24 protein-coding genes and 2 pseudogenes are annotated in these 23,591 nt (G+C 62.7%); 12 read left to right on the forward strand and 14 right to left on the reverse strand.

Annotation, left to right across the window (positions count from 1 at the left end):
- Window positions 1–4 precede the first annotated feature (4 nt).
- From Q8O96_RS08355 to Q8O96_RS08370, 4 genes are all read left to right on the forward strand, one after another.
- The gene (locus Q8O96_RS08355; protein WP_305948660.1) at window positions 5–1,378 is read left to right on the forward strand and encodes an acetyl-CoA carboxylase biotin carboxylase subunit; all 1,374 of its coding nucleotides are present in this window, start codon (window positions 5–7) and stop codon (window positions 1,376–1,378) included.
- Complete coding sequence (locus Q8O96_RS08360) at window positions 1,375–2,247, forward strand: allophanate hydrolase subunit 1 (RefSeq protein ID WP_102860656.1); 873 nt, start codon at window positions 1,375–1,377, stop codon at window positions 2,245–2,247. Before Q8O96_RS08355 ends, Q8O96_RS08360 begins: the two co-directional genes overlap by 4 nt.
- A complete protein-coding gene (locus Q8O96_RS08365; RefSeq protein WP_102860657.1) occupies window positions 2,244–3,218 on the forward strand; it encodes a biotin-dependent carboxyltransferase family protein in 975 nt (324 codons plus the stop codon). Before Q8O96_RS08360 ends, Q8O96_RS08365 begins: the two co-directional genes overlap by 4 nt.
- Before the next feature lie 111 nt (window positions 3,219–3,329).
- The gene (locus Q8O96_RS08370; protein ID WP_102860658.1) at window positions 3,330–4,652 is read left to right on the forward strand and encodes a cytosine permease; all 1,323 of its coding nucleotides are present in this window, start codon (window positions 3,330–3,332) and stop codon (window positions 4,650–4,652) included.
- Between the two features lie 21 nt (window positions 4,653–4,673).
- Here Q8O96_RS08370 and Q8O96_RS08375 read toward each other — a convergent pair whose 3' ends face one another.
- Both Q8O96_RS08375 and Q8O96_RS08380 read right to left on the reverse strand, forming a co-directional pair.
- The gene (locus tag Q8O96_RS08375) at window positions 4,674–6,284 is read right to left on the reverse strand and encodes an inorganic phosphate transporter (RefSeq protein ID WP_305948661.1); all 1,611 of its coding nucleotides are present in this window, start codon (window positions 6,282–6,284) and stop codon (window positions 4,674–4,676) included.
- A gap of 241 nt (window positions 6,285–6,525) precedes the next feature.
- Entirely contained in the window at window positions 6,526–7,548 is a 1,023-nt protein-coding gene (locus Q8O96_RS08380; protein WP_115580721.1) for a transporter, read from the reverse strand.
- An 854-nt stretch (window positions 7,549–8,402) separates the two neighbouring features.
- On the opposite strand from Q8O96_RS08380, the pseudogene Q8O96_RS31230 reads away from it, so the two are divergent.
- Both Q8O96_RS31230 and Q8O96_RS31235 read left to right on the forward strand, forming a co-directional pair.
- A pseudogene (locus Q8O96_RS31230) lies at window positions 8,403–8,513 on the forward strand (hypothetical protein); the annotation flags it as partial.
- Window positions 8,514–8,741: 228 nt separating this feature from the next.
- A complete protein-coding gene (locus Q8O96_RS31235; protein ID WP_371826171.1) occupies window positions 8,742–9,446 on the forward strand; it encodes a methyl-accepting chemotaxis protein in 705 nt (234 codons plus the stop codon).
- 81 nt (window positions 9,447–9,527) lie between these two features.
- Here Q8O96_RS31235 and Q8O96_RS08390 read toward each other — a convergent pair whose 3' ends face one another.
- A complete protein-coding gene (locus Q8O96_RS08390) occupies window positions 9,528–9,845 on the reverse strand; it encodes a PepSY domain-containing protein (RefSeq protein ID WP_305948663.1) in 318 nt (105 codons plus the stop codon).
- 155 nt (window positions 9,846–10,000) lie between these two features.
- Here Q8O96_RS08390 and Q8O96_RS08395 point away from each other — a divergent pair, with 155 nt between their 5' ends.
- Entirely contained in the window at window positions 10,001–10,912 is a 912-nt protein-coding gene (locus Q8O96_RS08395) for a sterol desaturase family protein (RefSeq protein ID WP_305948664.1), read from the forward strand.
- Here the strand turns inward: Q8O96_RS08395 and Q8O96_RS08400 are convergent.
- Both Q8O96_RS08400 and Q8O96_RS08405 read right to left on the reverse strand, forming a co-directional pair.
- Window positions 10,890–11,570 carry a helix-turn-helix domain-containing protein gene (locus Q8O96_RS08400; RefSeq protein WP_170001962.1) on the reverse strand — a complete coding sequence of 227 codons (681 nt, stop codon included), beginning with the start codon at window positions 11,568–11,570 and terminating at the stop codon, window positions 10,890–10,892. The two genes, Q8O96_RS08395 and Q8O96_RS08400, sit on opposite strands and share 23 nt — an antisense overlap.
- Window positions 11,571–12,698 carry a glycerophosphodiester phosphodiesterase gene (locus Q8O96_RS08405; RefSeq protein WP_102860664.1) on the reverse strand — a complete coding sequence of 376 codons (1,128 nt, stop codon included), beginning with the start codon at window positions 12,696–12,698 and terminating at the stop codon, window positions 11,571–11,573.
- A 245-nt stretch (window positions 12,699–12,943) separates the two neighbouring features.
- Here Q8O96_RS08405 and Q8O96_RS08410 point away from each other — a divergent pair, with 245 nt between their 5' ends.
- The gene (locus Q8O96_RS08410; protein WP_102860665.1) at window positions 12,944–13,279 is read left to right on the forward strand and encodes a DUF2025 family protein; all 336 of its coding nucleotides are present in this window, start codon (window positions 12,944–12,946) and stop codon (window positions 13,277–13,279) included.
- A 46-nt stretch (window positions 13,280–13,325) separates the two neighbouring features.
- On the opposite strand, the gene Q8O96_RS08415 is transcribed toward Q8O96_RS08410, so the two are convergent.
- Window positions 13,326–13,649 (reverse strand): antibiotic biosynthesis monooxygenase, encoded by a 324-nt coding sequence (locus Q8O96_RS08415; RefSeq protein ID WP_305948665.1) that lies wholly within the window; start codon window positions 13,647–13,649, stop codon window positions 13,326–13,328.
- Complete coding sequence (locus Q8O96_RS08420) at window positions 13,646–14,365, reverse strand: CTP synthase (RefSeq protein ID WP_305948666.1); 720 nt, start codon at window positions 14,363–14,365, stop codon at window positions 13,646–13,648. Before Q8O96_RS08420 ends, Q8O96_RS08415 begins: the two co-directional genes overlap by 4 nt.
- 62 nt (window positions 14,366–14,427) lie before the next feature.
- Here Q8O96_RS08420 and Q8O96_RS08425 point away from each other — a divergent pair, with 62 nt between their 5' ends.
- Window positions 14,428–15,321 carry a LysR family transcriptional regulator gene (locus Q8O96_RS08425; RefSeq protein ID WP_258008898.1) on the forward strand — a complete coding sequence of 298 codons (894 nt, stop codon included), beginning with the start codon at window positions 14,428–14,430 and terminating at the stop codon, window positions 15,319–15,321.
- Window positions 15,322–15,328: 7 nt separating this feature from the next.
- Here Q8O96_RS08425 and Q8O96_RS08430 read toward each other — a convergent pair whose 3' ends face one another.
- The 5 genes and pseudogenes from Q8O96_RS08430 to Q8O96_RS08445 form a co-directional block, all read right to left on the reverse strand.
- Entirely contained in the window at window positions 15,329–15,868 is a 540-nt protein-coding gene (locus Q8O96_RS08430; RefSeq protein ID WP_102860668.1) for a DUF1003 domain-containing protein, read from the reverse strand.
- Between the two features lie 88 nt (window positions 15,869–15,956).
- Window positions 15,957–16,517 (reverse strand): methyl-accepting chemotaxis protein, encoded by a 561-nt coding sequence (locus Q8O96_RS31240; RefSeq protein WP_371826172.1) that lies wholly within the window; start codon window positions 16,515–16,517, stop codon window positions 15,957–15,959.
- Window positions 16,503–17,276, reverse strand: a pseudogene (locus Q8O96_RS31245) (PAS domain-containing protein); the annotation flags it as partial. The gene Q8O96_RS31240 and the pseudogene Q8O96_RS31245, both read right to left, overlap by 15 nt.
- A 357-nt stretch (window positions 17,277–17,633) precedes the next feature.
- Window positions 17,634–18,704 (reverse strand): diguanylate cyclase, encoded by a 1,071-nt coding sequence (locus Q8O96_RS08440; protein ID WP_102860670.1) that lies wholly within the window; start codon window positions 18,702–18,704, stop codon window positions 17,634–17,636.
- 172 nt (window positions 18,705–18,876) lie between these two features.
- On the reverse strand, window positions 18,877–19,485 hold the full coding sequence (locus Q8O96_RS08445) for a TetR/AcrR family transcriptional regulator (RefSeq protein WP_102860671.1): 609 nt from the start codon (window positions 19,483–19,485) through the stop codon (window positions 18,877–18,879).
- A gap of 203 nt (window positions 19,486–19,688) precedes the next feature.
- Here Q8O96_RS08445 and Q8O96_RS08450 point away from each other — a divergent pair, with 203 nt between their 5' ends.
- Both Q8O96_RS08450 and Q8O96_RS08455 read left to right on the forward strand, forming a co-directional pair.
- Window positions 19,689–20,747, forward strand: a complete 1,059-nt coding sequence (locus tag Q8O96_RS08450) for an MBL fold metallo-hydrolase (protein WP_207166402.1) — start codon at window positions 19,689–19,691, stop codon at window positions 20,745–20,747.
- 87 nt (window positions 20,748–20,834) lie between these two features.
- Window positions 20,835–21,392 carry an AAA family ATPase gene (locus tag Q8O96_RS08455; RefSeq protein ID WP_305948667.1) on the forward strand — a complete coding sequence of 186 codons (558 nt, stop codon included), beginning with the start codon at window positions 20,835–20,837 and terminating at the stop codon, window positions 21,390–21,392.
- Here Q8O96_RS08455 and Q8O96_RS08460 read toward each other — a convergent pair.
- Window positions 21,374–21,691: a transcriptional regulator gene (locus tag Q8O96_RS08460; protein WP_102860674.1), complete on the reverse strand. Its 318-nt coding sequence runs from the start codon at window positions 21,689–21,691 to the stop codon at window positions 21,374–21,376. The two genes, Q8O96_RS08455 and Q8O96_RS08460, sit on opposite strands and share 19 nt — an antisense overlap.
- Window positions 21,692–21,797: 106 nt before the next feature.
- A complete protein-coding gene (locus tag Q8O96_RS08465; protein ID WP_305948668.1) occupies window positions 21,798–22,589 on the reverse strand; it encodes a helix-turn-helix transcriptional regulator in 792 nt (263 codons plus the stop codon).
- Window positions 22,590–22,702: 113 nt separating this feature from the next.
- Here Q8O96_RS08465 and Q8O96_RS08470 point away from each other — a divergent pair, with 113 nt between their 5' ends.
- Complete coding sequence (locus tag Q8O96_RS08470) at window positions 22,703–23,521, forward strand: sulfite exporter TauE/SafE family protein (RefSeq protein ID WP_102860676.1); 819 nt, start codon at window positions 22,703–22,705, stop codon at window positions 23,519–23,521.
- The last annotated feature ends 70 nt before the right edge of the window (window positions 23,522–23,591 follow it).

A 23,591-nucleotide genomic window follows, 5' to 3' on the forward strand; every position in this document is an offset into this window, starting at 1 on the left:
GGGCATGACTCAAGCAATCAAGAAGTTGCTGGTGGCCAACCGCGGCGAGATCGCCGTGCGCATCATCCGTGCGGCCAAGGCCCTGGGGATTCCCACCGTTGCCGCCTGCAGTGAGGCGGATGCCGACTCCATGGCTGCACGTATGGCCGATGAAGTGCAGATCATCGGCCCGGCGCGGGCCGACAAGAGCTACCTGAATGTCCAGGCCCTGCTCGGTGCCTTGCAGGCCCGTGGTGCCAATGCGGTGCATCCGGGCTATGGCTTTCTTTCCGAGAATGCCGACTTCGCCGAGGCGGTGGTCGAGGCCGGGGCGATCTTCGTCGGTCCCAGCGCCGAAACCATCCGCCGCATGGGCGACAAGGCCGAAGCCCGGCGCACGGCGCAGGCGGCGGGAGTGCCGGTGGTACCGGGCTCCCCAGGTGAGCTCTTCGACCTGGACGCGGCGCTCAAGGCCGCTGAAAGCGTGGGCTTTCCGCTGTTGATCAAGGCCAGTGCCGGCGGTGGCGGACGCGGGATTCGCCTGGCGCAGGATGCGGCGCAATTGGCCGAGGAGTTCCCTCGGGCGCAACGCGAAGCCCAGACCGCCTTCGGCAATGGTGCGCTGTACCTGGAGCGTTTCATTGGCCGTGCGCGGCACATCGAAGTCCAGGTCTTGGGCGATGGCCAACACGCGGTGCATCTGTTTGAACGCGAGTGCTCGCTGCAACGGCGGCGGCAGAAGATCTTCGAAGAAGCGCCGTCGCCGGTGCTCAGTGCCGAGCAGCGTGAGCAGTTGTGCAGCAGCGCCGTGCACCTGACCGAAGCCTTGGGTTACCAAGGTGCTGGCACTCTGGAATACCTCTATGACGACAGCACCGGCGAGTTCTTCTTTATCGAGATGAACACGCGGATTCAGGTGGAGCACCCCATCAGTGAACTGATCACCGGCATCGATCTGGTCCAGGCCATGTTGCGCATCGCCGGGGGCGAGCCCCTGGGGTTGCGCCAGAGCGATATCCAGCTCAATGGCGCGGCCTTGCAGATGCGCCTGAATGCCGAAGACCCAGCGCGGGATTTCTTCCCCAGTCCGGGCAAGGTCGAGCAACTGATCTGGCCGCAAGGGGCGGGGGTGCGGGTCGATAGTCACTTGTACCCGGGCTATGCTGTGCCGCCTTATTACGACTCGCTGCTGGCCAAACTGATCGTCCACGGGCGTGACCGTGGCGAGGCCCTGGCCCGGGCGCGGCTGGCCGTGGAACACACCACCTTGACCGGCATGGCCAGCACCTTGGCGCTGCACCGTGAACTGCTGGCCGAGCCCTGGTTGCAGCAGGCCGATTTTCACACCGCAACCCTGGAAACCTGGCTGGCCGAGCGCCGCGCCGGAGGTGTCGCATGAACCAGCCGATCCGCTACAGCTTTGGTGCCGACGAGCACCTGTTCGCCGAAGTCAGCGACAGCATGTCCCTGGAAGCCTTCTTCAAGGGCATGGCGGTGACCCGTGCCGTAGAGCGCCTGGAGTTGGATGGGGTGCTGGATGTGTGCCTGGCCAATGCCTCGTTCCAGATTCGTTTCGACCCGGATCGCATCGCTCCGCAGGTTCTGCTGGAGGCGGTGCAGCAGGCCGAGGCCGGGGCGGTGGCCGAGCGCAGCCTGCACACTCGGATCATCGAGATCCCCGTGCTCTACAACGATCCCTGGACCCACGAAACCCTGATGCGCTTTCGCGACCGGCACCAGGACCCCAGCGCCACGGACCTGGAGTACGCGGCGCGGATCAATGGCCTGGCGGACGTCGAGGCGTTCATCGCCGCCCACAGCGGTGCGCCCTGGTTTGTCTCCATGGTGGGCTTCGTCGCCGGGTTGCCGTTCATGTTCCAGATGGTCGAACGTGAACGGCAGTTGCAGGTGCCCAAGTACCTGCGACCACGCACCGATACGCCAAAACTGACCCTGGGTCATGGCGGCTGTTTCGGCTGCATCTACTCGGTGCGCGGTGCCGGCGGCTACCAGATGTTCGGCGTCACCCCGGCCCCCATCTACGACCCGCAGCAGCAACTGGCCTACCTCAAGGCGCACATGGTGTTCTTCCGTCCGGGGGACATCGTGCAGTTCAAGCCCATCGATCGTGAGGCTTATGACCAGGCGGTGGCCGAAGTCGAGGCCGGGCGCTTCGACCTGCGTATCCGCGAGGTGGAGTTTTCCCTGGATGCCTTTCTCGCCGACCCGGTCGGCTATCCCAAGTCGCTGCAGGAGGTGCTGGCATGATCAAGGTCATCAAACCGGGCCTGGCCACATCGGTGCAGGACCTGGGTCGCGAAGGTTTCTATCACCTGGGGATTCCGCCGTCCGGGGCCCTGGACCAGTACGCCCTGAGCGCGGCCAACCAGCTGGTGGGCAACCCGGCAGGCGCGGCGGGGCTGGAGTGCACGCTGCTCGGGCCGGAGCTTGAGTTCAGCGCCGACGCCCTGGTGGCGGTTTGCGGCGCGCATATGACGCCCAAGCTCGATGGCGTGGACATGCACCTGGACACCGCCTTTGCGGTCAAGGCCGGGCAAGTGCTGCGTTTCGACTTTCCCAAGGCCGGGGCTCGGGCCTATCTGGCGGTGGCCGGTGGCATCGATGTGCCGCTGGTGCTGGGCAGTCGTTCGACCTACGCCCTGGGCGCCCTGGGTGGTTTCCAGGGCCGGCGCCTGGCGGCCGGGGATGAGCTGCCGGTGGGTGTCGCCAGCGGCAAGAGCCGTCCCGGTGCCAGCTTGCCCATGGCGCTGCGCCAATCCCTGGGCGGCGAAATCACCTTGCGGGTGGTGCCGGGGCTGTACTACGAACGCTTGAGCGAGGCGGCCAAGGCCAGCTTCTTCGCCGAACCCTGGACCGTGGGCTCGGAGGCGGACCGCATCGGCTATCGCTTCAAGGGCGGCAGCGCCTTGAGCTTCCAGCCCCGGGAGCAGCCATTCGGCGCCGGTTCCGATCCGTCGAACATCGTCGACAGCTGCTACCCGATTGGCTCGATCCAGGTGCCGGCGGGGCTGGAACCCATCGTCCTGCACCGGGACGCGGTGTCCGGTGGCGGCTACGCCATGATCGGCACAGTGATCAGCGCCGACCTTGACCTGATCGGCCAGATGCAGCCCAACCAGAAGGCCCGCTTTGTTGCGGTGACCCTCGAAGAAGCGCTGGAGGCCCGGCGCTCCTACAAGAAAAAGCTCAGCTGTCTGAGCAAACTGTTTCCTTCCTGATTCTGCCCGCCGCATCGCGCGGGCCATGCCAAACGGTAGGCCAACGCCGCACTTCGGTGCGGTGACGGCTGCCCGCGCTTCAACCCTTGATCGGTTCTGGAGTTCACGCACATGGCAGCTTTATCGCAAGCGAATCAAACCGGGCAGACCCCGGCCGATGTGGCCCTTCCCAGCGATGCACGCATGGGCCGACTGTCCCTGACCATGGCCTGGTGGGCGGTGTGCAGCGCGATGTTCTATATCGTCGTCGGCGCTTCCCTGGCCCTGTCCTACGGCACCCGCAATGCCTTGATCGGCATGCTCTTGTCGGTGCTCAGCTATGGCCTGGTGAACAGCGTCCTCAGCCGCTTCGCCATGCGCAGCGGGCTCTCGGTGGCGCTGTTTTCACGGTTGTTGTTCGGCAGCACCGGGGCTTGCCTGGCGACCCTGATCTTCTTCTCCACGGCCATCTACTACGCGGTGTTCGAGGGTTCGGTGATCGCCGTGGCGCTCAACCACCTGTACCCGCAACTGCTGTACCCGCTGGCGGCGCTGGTGGTGGTGCTGTACAGCGTGCCGTTGATTCTGGGCAGCGTGCAGCACTGGCTGGACAAGCTCAACGGTGTGCTGTTGCCGGTGTACCTGGGGGGCTTGCTGTTCGCCGTGGGCCTGTCCATCAGCCGTTATGGCTACCAGCCGCAATGGCTGGATTTCGGCCCGGCCAATCCCAGTAGCACGGGCTGGTGGGATTGCTTTGTGGCCTACATGGGGGTGTGGATCCTGATGCTGTTCACCTTCGACTATGCACGCTTCGGCAAGCCCGAAGACGCCGGCTATCACGGTCGCTGGAACTTCGGCATGCCGTTCTACGCGGTGACGTTCTTGCTCAACGGTGCGGCAGGGATCTATCTGGTGAGCAGCATTCCCCATGACGGTGCACTCAACGAAGTTTCGGTGGTGATGGCGATCCTGCAATTGATGGGGCTGTGGGGGCTGTTGTTCGTCTGGGCCACGCAAACCCGGATCAACACCGCCAACTACTACCTGGCGACCTTGAACATGCAGGCGTTCTTCGGCCGCTTCGGCCTGCGCGGTTCCTACCTGATGTGGGCGGTGGCCGTGGGGATCATCGTCTACGGCCTGATGCTGGCGGATGTGTTCGCCTACCTGCTCAAGGCCCTGGCCTATCAGGGGATCTTCGTGGTGGCCTGGGTCGGTGTGGCCCTGGCGCAGATTCTGCTGGGGCGTACCGACGTGGCGGCGATTGAGCGCGTGGCGGCCTTCAACCCGGTGGGGCTGACGGCCTGGTTCGGCGGCACGGCCCTGGGCCTGATGCTGATGTGGGCGGGGGGTGGCTTGGCCAGTTTTTCGGCACCACTGACCGGGGTCCTGGCGTTTGCCTTGCAGGCCGGGCTGGCCAGTCGTTTGCACAGCCGCTTGCCCGCCGCCGGCTGACGGGGCGGGGCCAGCGGCGGTTCAGAACAGTTGGGTGAACAGCCAGTACAGGCTGCCCGACAGCAGGATCGCCGCCGGCAAGGTCAGGACCCAGGCCATGGCCAGGTTGCGGATGGTGCGCATCTGCAATCCGCCGCCATTGGCCACCATGGTCCCGGCCACCCCCGAGGACAGGACGTGAGTGGTGGATACCGGCAGGCCGAACATGTCCGCCGCGCCGATGGTCAGCATGGCCACGGTCTCCGCCGAGGCGCCCTGGGCATAGGTCAGGTGGGTCTTGCCGATTTTCTCGCCGACGGTCACCACGATGCGCTTCCAGCCCACCATGGTGCCCAGGCCGAGGGCGATGGCCACGGCGATCTTCACCCACAACGGGATAAAGCGCGTGGCGTTGTCGATCTGCTGTTTGAACAGTTGCAACTTGTCCCGGGTGTCCTGATCGAAGTGACCCACTTGGTTCTTGTCCATCAGGCGGATGGTTTCGCTGGTCAGGTACATGTCGTTGCGTACGTTGCTCATGGCTTCGGCGGGCACCTTGGCCAGCGAGCCGTAGCCCTTGACCTCGGCACCGATGGCACCGGTCAGGGCCGCCAGGGCAGGGATCAGTTCAGGCGTTGCCTCCTTGCTGCGCATGTAGTCCGAGAGCACCGCGCGAGGATCGGCGGGGGCCACTTGCGGGGCGCTTTTCACCAGGGCTTGCTGGGTGACCTCGGCCACTGCGGCAAATTGCAGTGACTGGTCGGCGGGCATGGTGCGGTTCAGGGCATAGGCCATGGGCAGGGTGCCCACCAGGATCAGCATGATCAGGCCCATGCCTTTCTGGCCGTCGTTGGAGCCGTGGGCGAAGGACACCCCGGTACAGGTCAGGATCAGCAAGCCGCGAATCCACCACGGCGGCGGGGCGTCGCCCTTGGGCGCCTTGTACAGCGCGCGATTCTTGACGAACAGGCGCAGGGCCAACAGCAGCAGGGCGGCAAACACGAAACCGATCAATGGCGAGAACAGCAGGGCGTAGCCGACCTTGGTGGCCTGGCTCCAGTCCACGCCGCTGGTGCCGTCGCGGCCGTGCATCAGTGCGTTGGCCACGCCGACGCCGATGATCGAGCCGATCAGGGTGTGGGACGAAGAGGCCGGCAGCCCCAGCCACCAGGTGCCGAGGTTCCACAGGATGGCGGCGATCAGCAGGGCGAAGATCATGGCGAAGCCGGCGGAGGAGCCCACTTGCAGGATCAGTTCCACCGGCAGCAGGGCGATGATGCCGAACGCCACCGCGCCGCTGGACAGCAGCACCCCGAGGAAGTTGAACAGGCCGGACCAGACCACCGCGAACTGCGGCGGCAGCGAGTGGGTGTAGATCACGGTGGCTACGGCGTTGGCGGTGTCGTGGAAGCCGTTGACGAACTCGAAGCCCAGGGCGATCAGCAGGGCCACGCCCAGCAACAGGAAGGGCGTCCAGGTGGTGACCGTGGTGCCCAGTTCGTGCATGTCGTGCACCAGGCTGTAGGCGGTGAACAGCAAGCCCATGGCCAGCACCGCGAAAAACACCACCAGGGTGAAGGGGCCGGGTTTTTTATCCAGTTGCGGTTGGTGATCGAGGCTGGAGGAGGCGGCAGTCAGGGACGGGGTGGCCATTGCTGGACAATCCTGTTGCTGGAAAGGAATGGTGTCCATGATCGTTGCCAAATGTTACAGGGAGACTGCCTCAGGTCATGGTTTAGGCGATTGAGCCGTTCCGTTGATCAAATCAAGCCCGCGTGGCCATCCCGTTATCCCGCTTATCGCATAGGAGCCGGTTTGCCGGCGAAGAGACCCTCAAGCCTGGCACCTGCCTTGGGGGAGCCTTCGCCGGCAAGCCGGCTCCTACAAGGTGGGGTCAGTAGTCCTGGCGCTTGCGGAAGGCCCAGCGCCCGGCGATCAGGGTGAAGGTGGCCACCAGCGCCACCAGAATCCAGAAGCCCTCCGGGTCGCCGGAAAAGGGAATACCGCCGACATTCATGCCGAAGAAGCCGGCGATGATGTTGATCGGCAGCGCCAGCACCGTGACCACGGTCAGGGTGAACAGGGTGCGGTTGGTCTGTTCATTGAGGTTGGCGGCAATCTCTTCCTGCAGCAGTTTGATCCGTTCGCCCAGGGCGGTGAGGTCGTTGATGATCAGGGCGAACTCTTCGGTGGACTTGCGCAGTTCCTTGACGTCGTCCTTCTGCAGCCATTGCGGCGGCCGATTGAGCAGGCGCAGCAGGGAGCCCGGCTCCAGGGCCAGCAGGCGTTGCAGGCGCACCAGCACCCGGCGCATGGCTCCCAGTTCGGCACGGTTGCTGGAGACTCGGGACGCCAGCAACTGGTCTTCGATCTGGTCGACGCTGAGGCTGGTCTTGCGCACGATCTGGGTCAGCACTTCACCCTGGTCGCGCAGCAGGTGCACCAGCAGTTCCAGGGGCGAGCGAAAGCGTTCGCCGGCCTTGACCGAGGAGCGCAGCTTGTCCACCGAATGCAGGGGCTGCAGGCGGGCGCTGATGATCAGGTTGCTGCGCACGCAGACCCACAGGGTGGAAATGTCCGAGGACACCATGCTGCTGAAGTTGAATACCACATCGTTGACCACCGCCAGCAGCGCCGAGTCCACGTGTTCGATGCGAGTCGAGCGCGAGCCTTCGTGCAGGGCTTCGAAGAACTCCTCGGGCAATTGCAGGTGGGCTTTCATCCAGCGCTCGCAGGCGGCGTGGGCCAGGTTCAGGTGCAACCAGAGGAATTGGTCGTCGTTGTGCGGCTGTTGCAGGGCTTGCAGGGCCTTGGCTGAGTCCAGTTCATGACCCCGTTCGCCGGGCCGAAAGTTGAAACCGTAGAGCAGGCCAAACAGATCGGAATCGCGGTGACTCTGGTCGATGCTGTGGTTCATGGGGTCTCGCAGGAGGGACAGTGCCTGGCGCGGGCGTTACAGGTTCACTTGGACCTCATCATGGCAAGGCTTTTTGACAGTTTTGTGACGTTTCAAAGTGCACAGTACGCGTTGCCATACCAGTGGTCGGCAGCGCTCAAGAATGGATCGCGGATGCCGATCACGCTCACATGCAATGCGCATTCGATTTTCCTCGAATGCTCCTGACAGGGAAGTTCGGACCTACGCATGCCTTTAGGGGCTTGCTCCATCCCTGCCATGAGATCTTCTCGATGTTTTTGCAAAAATCCCTGAGAGCGCAAATTCTTGCCCTGCTGAGCGGTAGCCTGTTTGCGGTGTTGTTGATCGCCCTGGCGTGTTTTCACTTGCTGTCCGGTGGCGTGCAGAGCTACCGCGAGCTGATCGAAGGTCCGCTGCGCAGTTCGCAGCTGATCGACGAGGCCAACCTGCAGTTCAAGAGCCAGGTGCAGGAGTGGAAGAACGTGTTGCTGCGGGGCAAGCAGCCCCAGGAGCTGAACAAGTACTGGCAGCAGTTCGAAGATCGTCAGCGGGATGTGCAGAACATCCTCGGCCAGTTGGCCCAGAAGCCGGGCCTGGACTCGGGCTTCAAGAGCCGGGTGCAGCGCCTGGCCGAGGAGCACCGTGCGCTGGGGGCGGCCTATCAGAAGGGCCGTGACGCCTATGTGGCCGCAGGCGCCGATCCGAGTGCCGGTGACGCGGCGGTCAAGGGCGTGGACCGTGCCACCAGCGAACAGATGAGCGAGTTGGTGACCGAGCTGCGCAAGCACAGTGACCAGCAGTCCCGGGACATCAGCGCGGCGGCTGATCGTACGGTGTGGCTGGGCATCCTGGTGATGCTGGTTTCCGGTTTGCTGATCGGCCTGCTCAGCCTGTGGCTGGTGAACCGCAGCCTGGTGCAGCCGATCCGCCAGTTGATCGACTACGTCGCCCAGCTCAGCCGTGGCCAGTTCGCCGACCGGGTGGCCAGCGATCGTCAGGACGAGCTGGGCAGGCTGGCGGGGGCCGCCAACACCCTGCGTGACTTCCTGGCCCAGACCTTCAGCAGCCTGCAGCGCAGTGCCGCGGACCTGGACAGCTCCAGCGGCGAGCTCAATTCCATTGCTACCCTCATGTCCCAGGGCACCAACGAGCAGTTCAACCGCACCGATCAGGTGGCGACGGCGATGAACGAGATGTCCGCCACTGCCCAGGAAGTGGCGCGCCACGCTGCCGATGCTGCCCGCGCCGCAGATGATGCCGACCAGTCGGCGCAGCAGGGCGAGCAGGTGATGCAGAGCACGATCCACAGCATCACCCAGATGCGTGGCGAGATCGCCAACACCGCCACGGTGATCCGCCGCCTGGAGGCTGACAGCGGGCGTATCGGCAAGGTCCTGGAAGTGATCCAGGGGATCGCCGAGCAGACCAACCTGCTGGCGCTCAACGCCGCCATCGAAGCGGCCCGGGCCGGTGAGGCGGGGCGCGGGTTTGCCGTGGTCGCCGATGAGGTGCGCAGCCTGGCCCAGCGAACTGCGGCGTCCATCATCGAGATCAACCAGATCATCCAGAGCGTGCAGACCGGTGCGGTGGATGCGGCCCAGGCCATCGAGAGCGGTCAGTCACGCAGCGAGCAGAGTGTGCAGCAGGTGACCGAGGCCGGTGCAATGCTGGAGCGCATCACCGAAGCGGTGGAAGCGATTCGCGACATGAATCGGCAGATCGCCACCGCCGCCGAGGAGCAGACATCGGTGGCCGAAGACATCTCGCGCAACCTGACCGAGATCACTTCGATTGCCAGTACCAACCTCGATAACGTCCAGCGCACAGAAGCGGCGAGCCGCAACTTGCACGGTCTGTCGGGACAGTTGAACGCAGTCACGGCGCGTCTGGGCGCCTGATACCGCTCACCCTCTATGCGGGCCCAAAAGCACAAGGCCGCGCTCCGGTAACGGGGCGCGGCCTTGTGCTGTGTGCGGGGCTTACTGGTCTTGCTTGTTGCTCAGGACCTTGCCGGTCTTGGCGTCCAGGTCCACGTCCCACTCGATGCCTTTGCTGTCACGCAGTTCTACCTGGTAGACGTAGGTGCCTGTCGCGGTCTGCTCCAGCTCGGTGTCGGTGATGCTGGCGGCGGTGGTGCCCGGGTGCTGGGCCAAGGCTGCCTGGTTGAGTTTTTCCAGGTCCATGATGGCGCCGGATTTGAGCAGGCCCGGGATCAGGTCCGGACGGACATCGGCCTGGGCCAGGCCGGCGGTCAGGGTCAGGGCGGCAGCGGCGAACAGAGCGGAGAACTTGGTCATGGGTTGATTCCTTGGGGTGATGGGTTTCGATGGACACAGGTTAGCCAGTGCAACTTAACTCACCCTTAATTCAGGTCAGTGGTTGCGCCGTTTGTTCAAGCCAGGGGGCTGGGGCGGGGCCCAAGCTGGTGTCTCCCTTCTAGGAGACTCAGTGAATGAAACGATGGCTTGCGTGGTTGTATGCCCCCTTGTTCTTTGGTGGATTCATCGGTGGTGCATTGTGCTGGATGAGCGCGGCAGAGGCGTCTGCGAGCGGGTTGCTGGTGTTGTTTGCGGCCGCGCTCCTGGTGTCGTTCCTGGTGGAGTGGGTCCTGCCTTATGAGCCGACATGGAATCGCTCCCAGGGTGACCGCCTGCGGGACAGTCTGCATGCCTTGGTCAATGAGGGCCTGAATGCCCTGGGCCTGCTCGCATTGCCGGGACTGGTGGCGCTGCTGGCCCATGACGGCCTGTGGCCTCGGGACTGGCCGCTCTGGGGCCAATTGCTGCTGGCGATCGTGATCGCCGATTGCGGGATCACCCTGGCTCATTACGCCAGCCATCGCTGGGCCTGGCTCTGGCGCCTGCATGCGGTGCACCACAGTGTGCTGCGCATGTACGGTTTCAACGGTCTGCTCAAGCATCCCCTGCACCAACTGCTGGAAGCGACGGCGGGGTTGCTGCCGTTGTTGGTGCTGGGCATCCCGCTGCCGGTGGCACAGTTGCTGGCCCTGGCCATTGCCATTCAATTGCTGTTGCAGCATTCCAATGTCGATATGCGCCTGGGGTTGCTGCGCCTGGTGTTTGCCTGGGCGCCGGTGCATCGCTTTCACCATATGAAGTACGGCCGTGCCGGTGATGTGAATTTCGGTCTGTTCTTCAATGTATGGGACTGGCTGTTGGGAACCGCGTTCTATCGGCATGACTACGCGATGCGCCAGGGCGACCTGGGCATCGGTAGCCGTCCGGACTATCCGGTGGATTACTGGCCGCAGTTACTGGAGCCATTCAAGGCCCAACACTATGCCGCCGAGCCCAAGGTGCCCGAGGCGTTGCGGCGCCCGGTCAATCCAGCAGGCGGGGCTTGAGGGTTTTCAGGGCCTGGCCGGCGGTGACGCCGAACAGCGCCTTCAAGGTCCGGGAGAAGTGCGCGGTGTCGGCGAACCCGGCGCCATGGGCCGCCAGGGCCATGGCCTGCCCCTCCAGCAACAGGGCCATGGCCAGGCGCAGCCGTCGCCACAGCACCAGGCGCCGGACGGGCAGGCCGACATCACGGGCGAACAGCCGTTCCAGCTGGCTCAGGGACAGATGGGCCTGGGCTGCCAGTTGCGTCGCTGCCACCTTGCCCTCCAGGGCAGCGTCCAGGGCCAGCAGCGCCCGTGCCACGCGACGGTCGGCAATGGGCTGGCGCGGACAACTGCGCAGCGCCGCTTCCAGGCCGGGCAGTGAGGGCTCGACACGGCTGACGCTGAGCTGCAGGTCCTGAGCCGTGATTCGCAGTGGCTCGGCGAAGACCGTGAAGGCCCGGTCGGGGGCCTGGATAATGGCGTGGCGACGCAGCGCCTGGATCAGCAGGAAGTGGCCACTGAGTCGGACTCCGTCCAGTTCCACGGTGACCGGCTGTTCGGGGGCAATGATCAGTTGATGGGCGTAGTGGGCATGGGGCGTGGTGCGCCCCATCGCCCCGTGGATCAGACCAAAGTCATGGCCCAGCCAGAGTTCGCCGCTCCAGTGTGAGGCGGACATTCAGTAACCGCTGGCCTCCAGCAGTTGGGCCACGCTGGCGCTGGCCGGCCGCTTGAAATATTTGAGCAGATCGGCGCTGCGGTTGGTGAAGATGCCATCGACCCCGGCCGCCATGACCTTCTTGAAGTCCACCGGTTCATCGACGGTGTAGACGTGCACCAGCAGGCCCTGGTCGTGGGTGTACTGATTCATCCAGGGTTGCACCAGATCCGCATAGCTCTGATCGCCGCCAGCCGTCAGTGCTGCCGAGGGACCGGTACCGATGGCTCCCTGGGTCTTGGCGAAGTCGACCCAGCGCTTGAACTCGGCCTGGTCCTTGGGTTGCTGCTTGGCATAAAAAGCGGCTTTGTCGGTCTCGCCGCTGCTGGCGAACGTCTGCCCGGAGGCTGGCTCGATGCTGCCGGGAGCCACCCACAGCAACAGGACTTTCGGCACCTTGGGCATTGCCTTGTGCAGCAGCTCCAGGCTGTGTTTGTCGAAGGTCTGCAGCACGACCTTGCCTTTGCCCTGGCCCACGGCCAGTTCGCTTTTCGCCAGCTTGGAGCCCGCCGGGCTCAGCCAGCCGCGGTCCTGGAGTTTTTCCTTGAGATCGTGCTCGATGCCGGGAAACAGCTGGGGCTCCTTGGTCTCGATGTAGAGCCCGGGTTTGTGCTGTGGATTGCCCTGGGCGATGTCGATGATCTCGTCCAGGGTAAGGATCTTCAGGCCGACGAAACCCGGACGGGCGCGGTCCGGATGGGCCTGGTTGAACCAACTGCCGGCGTCGAGGGTTTTCAGTTCGGCCATGGTGAAGGCGTTGGCCGGACTGTCCTTGCGTTCGGGGAATTTCTGCGCCACGTCGGTGGTACGTTGCAGGTTGTTGTCGTGCAGGGCGAAGAGCACACCATCCTTGCTGCGCTGCAGGTCCATCTCCAGGTAGTCGGCCCCCAGGTCCCGGGCCAACCTGTAGGACGCGGCGGTGGACTCGGGGGCATCGAAAGAGGCTCCACGGTGGGCGATCACTGCCGGGTGCGGAATGCCCTGGCGAGCGGCAAGTGCATTCGGATCAGGCTGTTCAGCGGCCTGGGCCAGGCCGCAACCGAGCATCAGGGCCAACATCAGGGCACAAGGGGGGAAGGTCGCTGGCATGCTCGAAATCCTTTCGTGGAGGCGGGGGCAAGGACCTATCTTTTAGCAACACAATGACGCTTGTGCTATCTCCAGAGCGACATAAATCCTTCTCATGCGCATCTTTCGCGGTTTTTTCCGGTGCTTTGCAGTACTCTTGGGCGCTGCAGTTTCCCCATCAGAGGGAAGCCTGAAAACAGCTCCTTCCTTGCCTCGCGTGTAGACCATCGATCACCCGTCCCATGGGACTTACAGTGAGGTTTACCATGAGCATCACCTCCGAACTCATCTGTCAGGCTGCCGATCAGCTCAAGGGCTTTGTCGGCTTCAATCGCAAGACCGGTCGCTACATCGTGCGTTTCAGCGAAGACTCCTTCGGCATGGATGTGGCGGATGACGCCATAGTGCCGGCCAATGAATTTGTCTGGGCACCGGTTTCCGATCAGGCCATGAGCCTCAAGCGCGAGCAGATCCAGTTGCTGCTGGATCAGAACATCGACGACCGGATCAACATCAGCGAACCGCTGCGGGTCTACATGCGTCGCAGCGATCTACCGGAAATCCAGGCGGTGCGCAGCCTGCTGTCGACCGCCCAGGGATGATCCGCGCTTGCCCTGAACCGCATCCGGAGCGGTTCAGGGCCTTGCTTCAAATGCCGAAGCTGTAGGCCCGCTCCACCTTGCTCACCCGGGTATGAAAGTAGCGGTACCAGTCGTTGCGACCACGCTCGCGGATGGCGCGGTGTTCGGCCTGTTGTTTCCAGGCCAGGATCGCCGCCTCGCAGCTCCAGTAGGACACGGTGATGCCAAAGCCATCCTCGCCCCGGGCCGATTCGACCCCAAGGAATCCCGGTTGTTGGCGAGCCAGCTCGACCATGTGTTCGGCCGCCCGGTCGTAGGCGGGATCGGTTTGGCGGCGCTGGGAACTGAAGATCACTGCGTAATAGGGTGGGGCGGGCGTCTGGTCGATCATCCTTGTGCCTCCAGGCAGGCGTTGAGCAGGGCTGTGACCAGGGGCGGTGTGCGGCCTTGGAGGGCCGCGCGCTCGGGCTGGAACAGTGTGGCGACGAAGAATGGATGGCCGTCCAGTTCCACGGCGCGCAAGTCGCCGTCACTGTCGTGGCCAGCAGGGCGCAAGGCGCCGCCGAGCAAGGGGTCGGCAAAGTCCGGATTGACCCCATAGCGGCAGCGATAACCTTCCTCGATGCTCTGGGTGCCGTAGGCCTGGGCGATCCGGCTGCCGCTGTGCAGCTGGATTCGGTCGCGGGCTTCCACCAGGGCGCAATTCAAGGGAGTTAGCACCGCGCGCTGGGCATGGGGGTTGATCTCGCCGTGCTCGGCGTCGTTCCAACCCAGTACGTTGCGGGCATATTCCAGCACCGCGTGCTGAAAGCCGCCGCAGGTGCCGAGGAAGGGCCGTTGCTGTTCCCGGGCGACGCGTATCGCCAAGAGGGCACCGTCGATGTGGCGGTAGGGACTGCCAGGCACGCACCAGATTCCGTCGAAGCCTTTGAGCTGTTGCTCGTGGATCAGTCCCGGCGTGGCCAGCCACTGGTAGTCCACCCTGACCCCGCTATCGGTCGCGGCGCGTTCCAGGGCCAGGGGAATGGCCTGGTGTGCGGTGATCTGTGGGTCGTGATCCCCCACCAGGGCGATGCGGATGGTGACGGTAGATCGGGCTGTGTGCATGTGGCCTCTCTGACTTGTCGACTGCCTGGAGCCACTATAGATTGGCGATCACGCAATCAATATTGGCGTTTGCCCAAGTGATCAATGCAGCCGCGCACTATCAGCTGGACTATCCCGACCTGTCACTGATTCTCGCCCTGGTCCGTGGCGGCTCCCTGGCTCGCGCCGCGGCTCTGCTCAAGGTGGATGTTTCCACGGTGTTTCGTGCCGTGCGCCGGCTGGAGGCCGGGCTCGGGCAGCAACTGTTCGACAAGAGCCGCGCCGGCTATCTGCCCACCAGCCTGGCCCAGGCTCTGGCACAGCAGGCCGAACAGGCGGAGCAGGCCCTGGAGGCCGCGCGGATCGGCGTGGCCCAGGGAGGAGAGGTGATCAGCGGCACAGTGCGCCTGACCTGCACCGATTCGGTGTTGCAGGGCCTGCTGCTGCCGGCCTTGGCGCAATTCATGCCGAACTACCCGGCGCTGGTGATCGAACTCTGTACGTCCAATGATTTCGCCAACCTCAACCGGCGTGATGCGGACATTGCCCTGCGTCTGACCGCGACACCGCCGGAACATCTGGTGGGGCGCTGCCTGGGGGCGGTGTCGTATCGGCTGTGCGCGAGCCCGGAGTACAAGCTACGGGTGGATTGCAGCGACCTGTCGAAGGTGGCCTGGATCGCCCCGGATGATTTTCTCCCCGACCATCCCACCGTAGTCTGGCGCCGTCAGCGCTGGCCTGGCGTGCAGCCCAGCTACCGCTGCAACAGCATGCTCGCGGTGAGCGAACTGGTAAGGGCCGGCCTCGGCGTTGCAGCCTTGCCGGATTTTCTCATGGGCGCTGGTGGTCTGGAGGCGTTGAGTGAACCTCTGGGGCATGACACAGCGCTGTGGCTGCTGACCCGTCCGGATTGCCGGGCCCTGCGTTCGGTGGTGACCCTGTTCGATGAACTGGCGCGCCATCTGCGCTGGCCATGAGCAAGGCTCAAGGGTGGGGCTGATCCTTGCGCACAAAGTGTGCGTGCATCTCGCTGGTGAGGTTCTCGATGCGTTCGGTCAGTTGCTTGGTCATCTCCGTGAGCCGGGTGTTCTGCTCCAGCAACTCCAGCAGTTGGCGGGCGGTCTGCGCGGCCTGGGCCTGGCGTTCGCTGTTGGCGATGGCCAGGGCTTCGCGGTGTTGGGCGTCGGCGTCCGATTGGGCCTTGTCCCGCGCGGCCTGGCGGGTCTGGGCCAGGAGGATCAGCGGTGCTGCGTAGGCTGCCTGCAGGCTGAAAGCCAGGTTCAGAAGGATGAAGGGGTAGACGTCGAACTGGGTCACGCCAGTGAGGTTGAGGGCAATCCAGATCACTACGATCAGGGTCTGTGCACCGAGAAAGGTCGGGGTACCAAAGAACCGGGCAAAGGCTTCGGCCTTCAGGGCAAAGGCGTCGTTGCCAAAGGTCGGTGCCAGGTGGGCGTGGGCGCGGTGAAAGCGCAGGTGGTCGACGATTGGGGTGGTTTTTTCCGGGGTGTCGCTGGAACTCATGATGGCCTCCGCCAAGCGCTGGAACGTCAGGCCACTATAGCCACCCTGGCCGGGCCCGACGTCGTTATCGACGCCGGGAAAACCACCCTCAGAGCACGTTGCGCTCGTTGGCAAACATGCTGACGGCTTGTACCGCGTCACTGGCGCCATCGCGAATCTGCAGGATCACCGTCCCGGCCTGATCCGCCAGTTGCACGCCCTTGGCAGCTCGTTCACGAGTGCCGTCCATGCTCTTGATCGCTTGCTGCGTTTCGTTCTGGATCATGTCGATCATGCTGGAGATTTCCGCCGTCGAGCCGCTGGTGCGCGCCGCCAGTTGCCGGACCTCGTCGGCCACCACGGCAAAACCTCGTCCCTGCTCCCCGGCACGGGCGGCTTCGATGGCCGCGTTGAGGGCTAGCAGGTTGGTCTGATCGGCAATCGCGCGAATGGTATTGACGATGGCGGTGATCTGCTCGGAACGTTCGCCGAGGTGGGCAATCAGCGAGGAGGAGTCCTCGATGTTATGGGCGATCTGGCGCATTTCGCTGGCCGCTTGCTGGATCACTTCTGTTCCTTGTTCGGCGACTTTCCGGGTCTGCACCGAGATGTGATAAGCCTGGCTCGCACTCTGGGCATCCTGCTCGTGCTTCTCCACCTGCTGAGTCACGTCGGCGGCGTACTTGACCACCTTGCACAGGCGTCCGCTGGCGTCATAGACCGGGTTGTAGTTGGCTTCCAGCCACAGCGTGCGCCCGTGCTTGTCGATCCGCTCGAAGCGGCCGTTGAAGAACTCCCCCCTGTTCAGGCGATTCCAGAAGTCCTGGTAGGCGCTGCTGTTGACCAGCTCGGGTTTGCAGAACATCCGGTGATGCTTGCCCTGGATCTGGGCCAGGCTGTAGCCCATGCGGCTGAGGAAGTTGGCATTGGCACCGATGATGCTGCCGTCCAGGTTGAACTCGATGACCGCCATGGCCCGGTCGATGGCCTCCAGTTTGTTCCGGGCCTCGACTTCCTCTTGCACCCTGGCGGTGACGTCAAGGGCATATTTGACCACTTTGTACACCGTACCGGAGGCATCGCGGATCGGGTTGTAGCTGGCCTCCAGCCAGAGGCTCTGGCCGGTGGCGCCGACCCGCTCAAAGGTGCCGGACTCGAACTGGCCGTTGTTCAGGCGGGTCCACAATTGCTGGTAATCGGCGCTGCGAGCGTATTCCGGGAGGCAGAACAGTCGGTGAGACTGGCCGATCACCTGGTCTTGCCGATAGCCCAGGGTCTTCAGGAAGTTGTCGTTGGCTCGGAGCACCGTGCCCTGGAGGTCAAACTCGATCACCGCCATGGAGCGGTCGATGGCCTCCAGCAGACGGGATTGTTCGACGATGGTCTGGTTCAGGGAATCGATGGTCTTGTTGTGACGGTTGAATAGCATGTTGGCAGGTGCTCTGTGGGAGAAACGTCGCGTCGATCCCTATGGAGTGCGCCGGTATGCCGAAAGCTCCCCGGCGATCGGCATTATCTGCTCAATGTCAGCGTTCCATGACTGACAGATAATTTCGCAGCGGTGAAGCGGGCGACATTTCGGGCGAACGTCGCTGGCCGCATCAAGAGGAGACGTAACGGCTGCGAATCGATTTAGTTGGGTTGGATGACTTTGCTGGCAGCGGTGCCGGAGGCGTTATCCGCTGCTGCAAAGTGGCGGCATTATGATGTCAACCACGAAGAAAAATCCAAATAAACTTATACAAAAGTATTTTTTACTTTATTTTTGTATAAGTTTTAACGGTTTTTATGCCATTTGCGCGTGTGAGAAATGGGCTTCGCTGTCATTGCTGGCGGTGCGGTTGCGCCCGTTGTTCTTGGCCAGATACAAGGCCTTGTCCGCCGCATCGAGCCAGCTGGCAGGGTCGGGGAAACTTGAGTTGAAAGCCGCCAGACCGATACTCAGGCTGACTTTCAGCTCCTGTACCTCTGGATGCTGGTACTGGTTGAACACCTGGCGCAGGCGCTCCATTACATCCAGGGCCTGTTGCCGGCTCATGCGTGGCAGGATCACGCAGAACTCGTCGCCACCGTAGCGGCCGGCGAGATCGTCATGGCGCAGGTTGCGCCGCAGTTCATTGCTCAAATGGCGCAGCACCGTATCGCCGACAATATGCCCGTAGGTGTCGTTGATCGCTTTGAAGTGGTCGATGTCGATCAGGGCGATGCTGGCTTCCATCTGCTGTTGCTGGCACTTGTGGAACTTGATGTGCAACAGGTCTTTCCACGAGCCGTGGTTGAGCAGGCCAGTGAGGCTGTCGGTGCGGCTCAGGGCGCTGAGGGCACGCTTGTGTTCGGACAGTTTGATCGCCAGTCGATAGCAGACCATGCCCACTGCGAGGGGGTAGAGGGTCAGCATGGGCAGGCAGGCATAGATTTGCAGCGGGCTGATCTGGGTACTGAAGGCGGCCCCGAACAGCGCCCAGGACAGCAGTATCCCTGCACATTGGGCCAGGCCGCCACGAATGAACAGGCGCAAGCCACCTGCGGCGACATTGTTCATGCACATCATCGAGAGGATGGTGACTGCCGGCAGGGGATTGAATTGCATGGTTGCCGCCCAGAATCCCCCCAGCAGCGAGTCATATAACAGGTTGCGGCGTTCTGCCCGGTAGGGAAAACCAGAACGGGTCGAGAGCTGATACGCCAGATGGGGCCAGATCAGGCCATTGAACAGCAGCAGGGCCCATACCCAGTCAGGCGGGGCCAGGGGGTAAATTGCAGCCAGGACACTGATGCCGCCGATACTCAGGCCGATGATCCTTGGCCAATAGATGCGCCGGGCAAATGACAGCCCCTTGCCGCGTTGGTTTTCCATAAATTCGTGCACCGGATTCTGTACTGAAACACTTTGTGGTGTTTTTTGCGGCTTGGCCGTTTATCGGATCAGTCTGGTGAATATTGTCATTTATTCCAGTGGGAATAATCAGTGTCCTTCGAAGCCATTTAACAGTGGCCGGGAACGTTGCACGACGGGAGCGCAAGCTGGCTCATGCTTGGTAGTGGGCCAGGAACATGTCCAGTGCCGATTCGATGACCCGGGTCTGCATGTCTGCTGTCAGGGGCGGCTGGCCCATGGTGATCTGCGGCCAGAAGGCAAAGCTCTTGATCAGCCCGTGCATCTGTTGCGCGGCGAACTCCGGGTCCAGGGGCTTGAGGCGGCCATCCGCCAGGGCCCCGCGGATCCACAGGGTCAGGCCTTCTTCCCGTTCGCCGAGTCGTTCCACCATGTTCTGTGCCCGCTCGGGGGAGTGAATGGTTGCGGCGATGGCGACTCGGGCCAGGTCGAGGAAGTTGTTGTCGGCTAGCAGTTGCAGCTTGGCGCGCAGAACGTTTTGCAACTGCTCGCGCAATGGCTGGTCGCTGCGGTAGCTGACTTCCGATTGGGCGCTGGTGCTGTTCCAGAGCTTATGCAGAATTTCGGCGAATAACTCTTCCTTGCTGGGGAAGTGGTTGTACACCGTGCGCTTGGAAACCCCGGCTGTCGCGGCAATCTTGTCCATGCTGGTGATCTCGAAACCGCTGGCGCGGAATTCGCTGATCGCCGCCTGGATGATGGCGTCGCGTTTAAGGTCGGTGAGGCGCTTCGGAGCTGTCATAAGTTGGGTTCGGTCAGGGTCGGCGTAGAAATCAGTCGGCAGTCTACTTCGTCTTAATTCTGTTGCAATGCAGAAACTACACTGTGTAGTGTAGCTTTTCTTGAAAACGATGATTGGCGGCTGATGCTTGCGTGCCCTGGCCAGTAGATCGTCCCGCAGAACAACGTCGGAACCTGCCGCGTTCCAATGGAGTCATTTCAATCATGGCCACTGTTTCGTCCAGCGTCACCCGCGCTCCCCGCCAGGAAACCTCCCGCCAGGAGCAGGGCGCCTTTCGTAACCATGCTCCGGTACGTCGCGCCGGTTTCGGTAAAACCCTGCAGATTTTCTGGAACATGCTGTTCCACAAACCGCGCAATACCCGTCCGGCCGGTGCCATACCCGTCCAGCCGCTGACCCGTGAGCAACTGCAGGCGGCTCCCAATCACAGTGTGTTTCGTCTTGGGCACTCCACGGTGCTGTTGAAGATGCGCGACAAGTTCTGGATCACTGACCCGGTGTTTGCCGAACGTGCATCCCCGGTGCAATGGGCTGGTCCGAAGCGTTTTCACCAGCCCCCCATCAGTCTGGAGGCGCTGCCCGAGATCGAGGCGGTGATCCTCTCCCATGACCATTACGATCACCTGGACCACCAGACAGTACTGGCCCTGGCAGGCAAGACCCGGCACTTTCTCACCCCGCTGGGAGTGGGAGACACCCTGATCAAATGGGGGGTACCAGCGGCCAAGGTCCGGCAGCTGGATTGGTGGCAGGGCTGCGAAGTCGAGGGCATCCGCTTTATCGCTACGCCGTCGCAGCACTTTTCCGGTCGCGGGTTGTTCGATGGCAATCACACCTTGTGGGCGTCCTGGGTGATGATCGACGCAGCGACGCGGATCTTCTTCAGCGGCGATACCGGTTACTTCGACGGCTTCAAGCGCATTGGCCAGCAATACGGGCCCTTTGACCTGACGCTGATGGAAACCGGTGCCTACAACGTCGAATGGCCCCATGTACACATGCAGCCGGAGCAAACCCTGCAAGCTCACATCGACCTGCAAGGTCGCTGGTTGCTGCCGATCCATAACGGCACCTTTGACCTGGCCATGCATGCCTGGCATGAGCCCTTCGACCGTATCCTGGCCCTGGCTTGGGAGCGCAGCATCACTATCACTACGCCGCAGATGGGTGAGGCCTTCAACCTCGCACAACCTCAGCGGGGCGGAGCCTGGTGGCTGGAGGTGGAAGGCGCCTCGGAACAGGCGGCTGTCGAGTCTGCGTAATCCTGCCTTGATCCATGTGTGTCAGGTCGGCAAAGACAGGCCGAGGCTGTGAAACCTGTTGGATGTCCGCTCTGAGGGAGCAGTGTCATGGCTTACAGAATTCATATCTTCGGCGCATCCGGTTCCGGGACTACAACTTTGGGTCGGGCCCTGGCCGAGCGCTTGTGCTGCAAACACTTCGATTCCGATGATTTTTTCTGGCAACCCTGCGCCAAGCCTTTTAGTTGCCGGCGTCCCCGTGACGCACGTATCCATATGCTGCAAACCCAGGTGTTGACGGAGCCGGACTGGGTCCTGTCCGGCTCCCTTTGTGGTTGGGGAGATGTGCTGATCCCCAGTTTCACTCTGGCGGTCTTCGTGCAATTGGACCCTGAGGTTCGCTTGCAGCGCTTGCGTGCCCGGGAATTCCAGCGCTACGGCGAGCAGATTTTCGAGGGTGGCGAACGCTACGTCGCGACCCAGACTTTTCTCGCCTGGGCCGCCGGCTACGATGAGGGTGGCCACGGAACCCGCAGTCTGCGGCGCCATGAAAGCTGGATCAAAAACCTCGACTGTCCGCTCGTTCGCCTGGATTCGACCCAGCTTTCAGTAGCGGACTTGTGCGGGCAACTGCTCAAGGCACTGGATCACTCGATCATTGCGTAGTCAGGGCGTTCCATGGGGTTGGGAGTCGCGCCCTTGATATTCATGCCGCGGCCCGGAGCGAAGCCGGGAAAGAACACCAACCCTTGAGCTTCAAGGCAGAACGCCAGTGCCAGGCGGGTCACGTCACGCACCTCGTAGCCGGCTTCGAAGCGCTGGATAGCTTGCACCGAGACCGCGGATTCACGGGACAGTTGATCCATGTCCCAATCCAGCATGTCCCGGGCCTGGGCACAGTGCTGCGGAGTGAATTGATAAAGGGCGATACGTTCCAGGGTGATTTTCATCGCTAGAGAGGCCATGGTTTTCTCCGGGAGGTTAGGCTGGAAGTTGGCTTTGTACTGGTTATTTGTACAGTTGTTTAATTCCCGGATCAAACTGATTTTTGCTCTCTGCCCGCGCCTTTGGTCACAAGGTTTTTCCCGGGATCGGGTCCGTCCTGTTCAGGTAGGTACTGGGGGACTGTCCCAGCACCCGGCGGAACATGGTGGAGAATGCCCCGGGGCTGTCATAGCCGAAATCCAGGGCGATGCGTGTCACTGACTCCGCGGCTGCCAACCGCGCCAGGGCCAGGATCACGCAGGCTCGTTGTCGCCATTGAATGAAGCTCATACCCGTTTGCTGGCGGAAGACGCGATTAAACGTGCGCAGGCTGACGCGCAACCGATCCGCCCAGTGCTCCGGGGATTGGTGAATATCGGGTTGCCCGAGAAAGGCCTGGCACAACTCCAGTAGCGGCCCATCAGCCGGCAGAGGGATATGCAACGGTAGCGCCGTGCTGCGTCGCAGTTCATGCAGCAGCAGGTCGACCAGCAATCCGTCACGCCCGCCCTGATCGTATTGCAGGGGAATCTCTACGGCCTCCAGGAGCAGTTGGCGTAACAGCGGTGAGACGCTGACGACTCGACAGCCGCTGTTATCCAGGGGCGCCGCGGCAGGTTCGATATACAGGCTGCGGGTACTGACCCCGAGCATCAGCACCTCATGTTCCACCTCGGGTGGAATCCACACCGCATGTTGCGGTGGCACTACCCAGTTGCCCTGATCGGTGCCCACCTGCATGACTCCGGTAGCGCCATACAGCAGTTGTGCCCGCCGATGACGGTGACGAGGCAGGCGTTGGCCGTCGGCGTAGTCGGTGCCGATGGCCAGTACCGCACGCGGTGTCTGATCCAGTTGATCGATGGAGATATTGCGCATGCCGAGTCGTTCCGTGTTTGGCGTAAACGCAAATATTATTGGCTGACTTGCTGAAGTCGGCCAAGCGGTGAAGCTCTATCGTCCAGCTCTTGTGCAAAGACGAGCGTGGTCCGATGTTCTATCTACTGCTGGCACTTTTTGGTTGCATGACGGGTATCAGCGCCGTGCTGTTCGGCTTTGGCGGCGGATTTGTAGTGGTGCCGCTGCTGTACTGGATGCTGCTGGGCAGCCAGGGGGCGGACTCGGCGGCAGGGCAGTCGGCGATGCATGTCGCGGTGGCTACCTCGACTTGCGTGATGATCGTCAATGCCCTGGTCGCTAGCCGTCGACACCATCAGGCGGGCAATCTTGTTCGCCACTACCTGTGGCCGCTGGGGGGCTATATAGGGCTGGGGGCTATCTTGGGTGCGGCAGCGGCCATGTGGGTCAGTGGCGAAGTGCTTCGCTATGCCTTTATCGCCTACCTGGGAATCACCGTTGCTGACTGCCTGCTGCGACGTGGTTTTCTTGAACCGTCTCAAGGGCAGGAGGCGCGTCTTCTTGGAGTCCGCGAAACGCTCTTTGGCGGTGTAGGAATAGGTGTAGTCGCCACCTTTCTCGGCGTAGGCGGCAGTGTCATGACGGTGCCCCTATTGCGCCGTTGCGGTTTGTCCATGACCCAGGCCACCGCAATGGCCAATCCTCTGAGCGTGCCTGTGGCGTTGGCGGGAACGGTCACCTACATGGCCCTGGCCCGTTTCAGCTCGTTCGATCTCGGCCCCTGGTTTGTCGGTTATGTCGACCTGCTGGCGTTCTCGGTACTGACCCTCGGCTCGTTGCTGGGCATCCGCCTGGCCACTTCCTGGATTGGCAGAATTCCCGACCGCGTACATGCAAGGGTGTACATCGGTCTGTTGTTGCTGGTGTTGTTCAGCATGTGTGTGAAGGGCTAGGAGCGTCACGCTTGGTGGCTCGATTGTCCTTGTCCGCAGATCCATAATTGCCCGCTGCTGAATGCTGGCT

The sequence above is a fragment of the Pseudomonas sp. LPH60 genome (assembly GCF_030718165.1).
Classification (GTDB): Bacteria; Pseudomonadota; Gammaproteobacteria; order Pseudomonadales; family Pseudomonadaceae; genus Aquipseudomonas; species Aquipseudomonas danubii.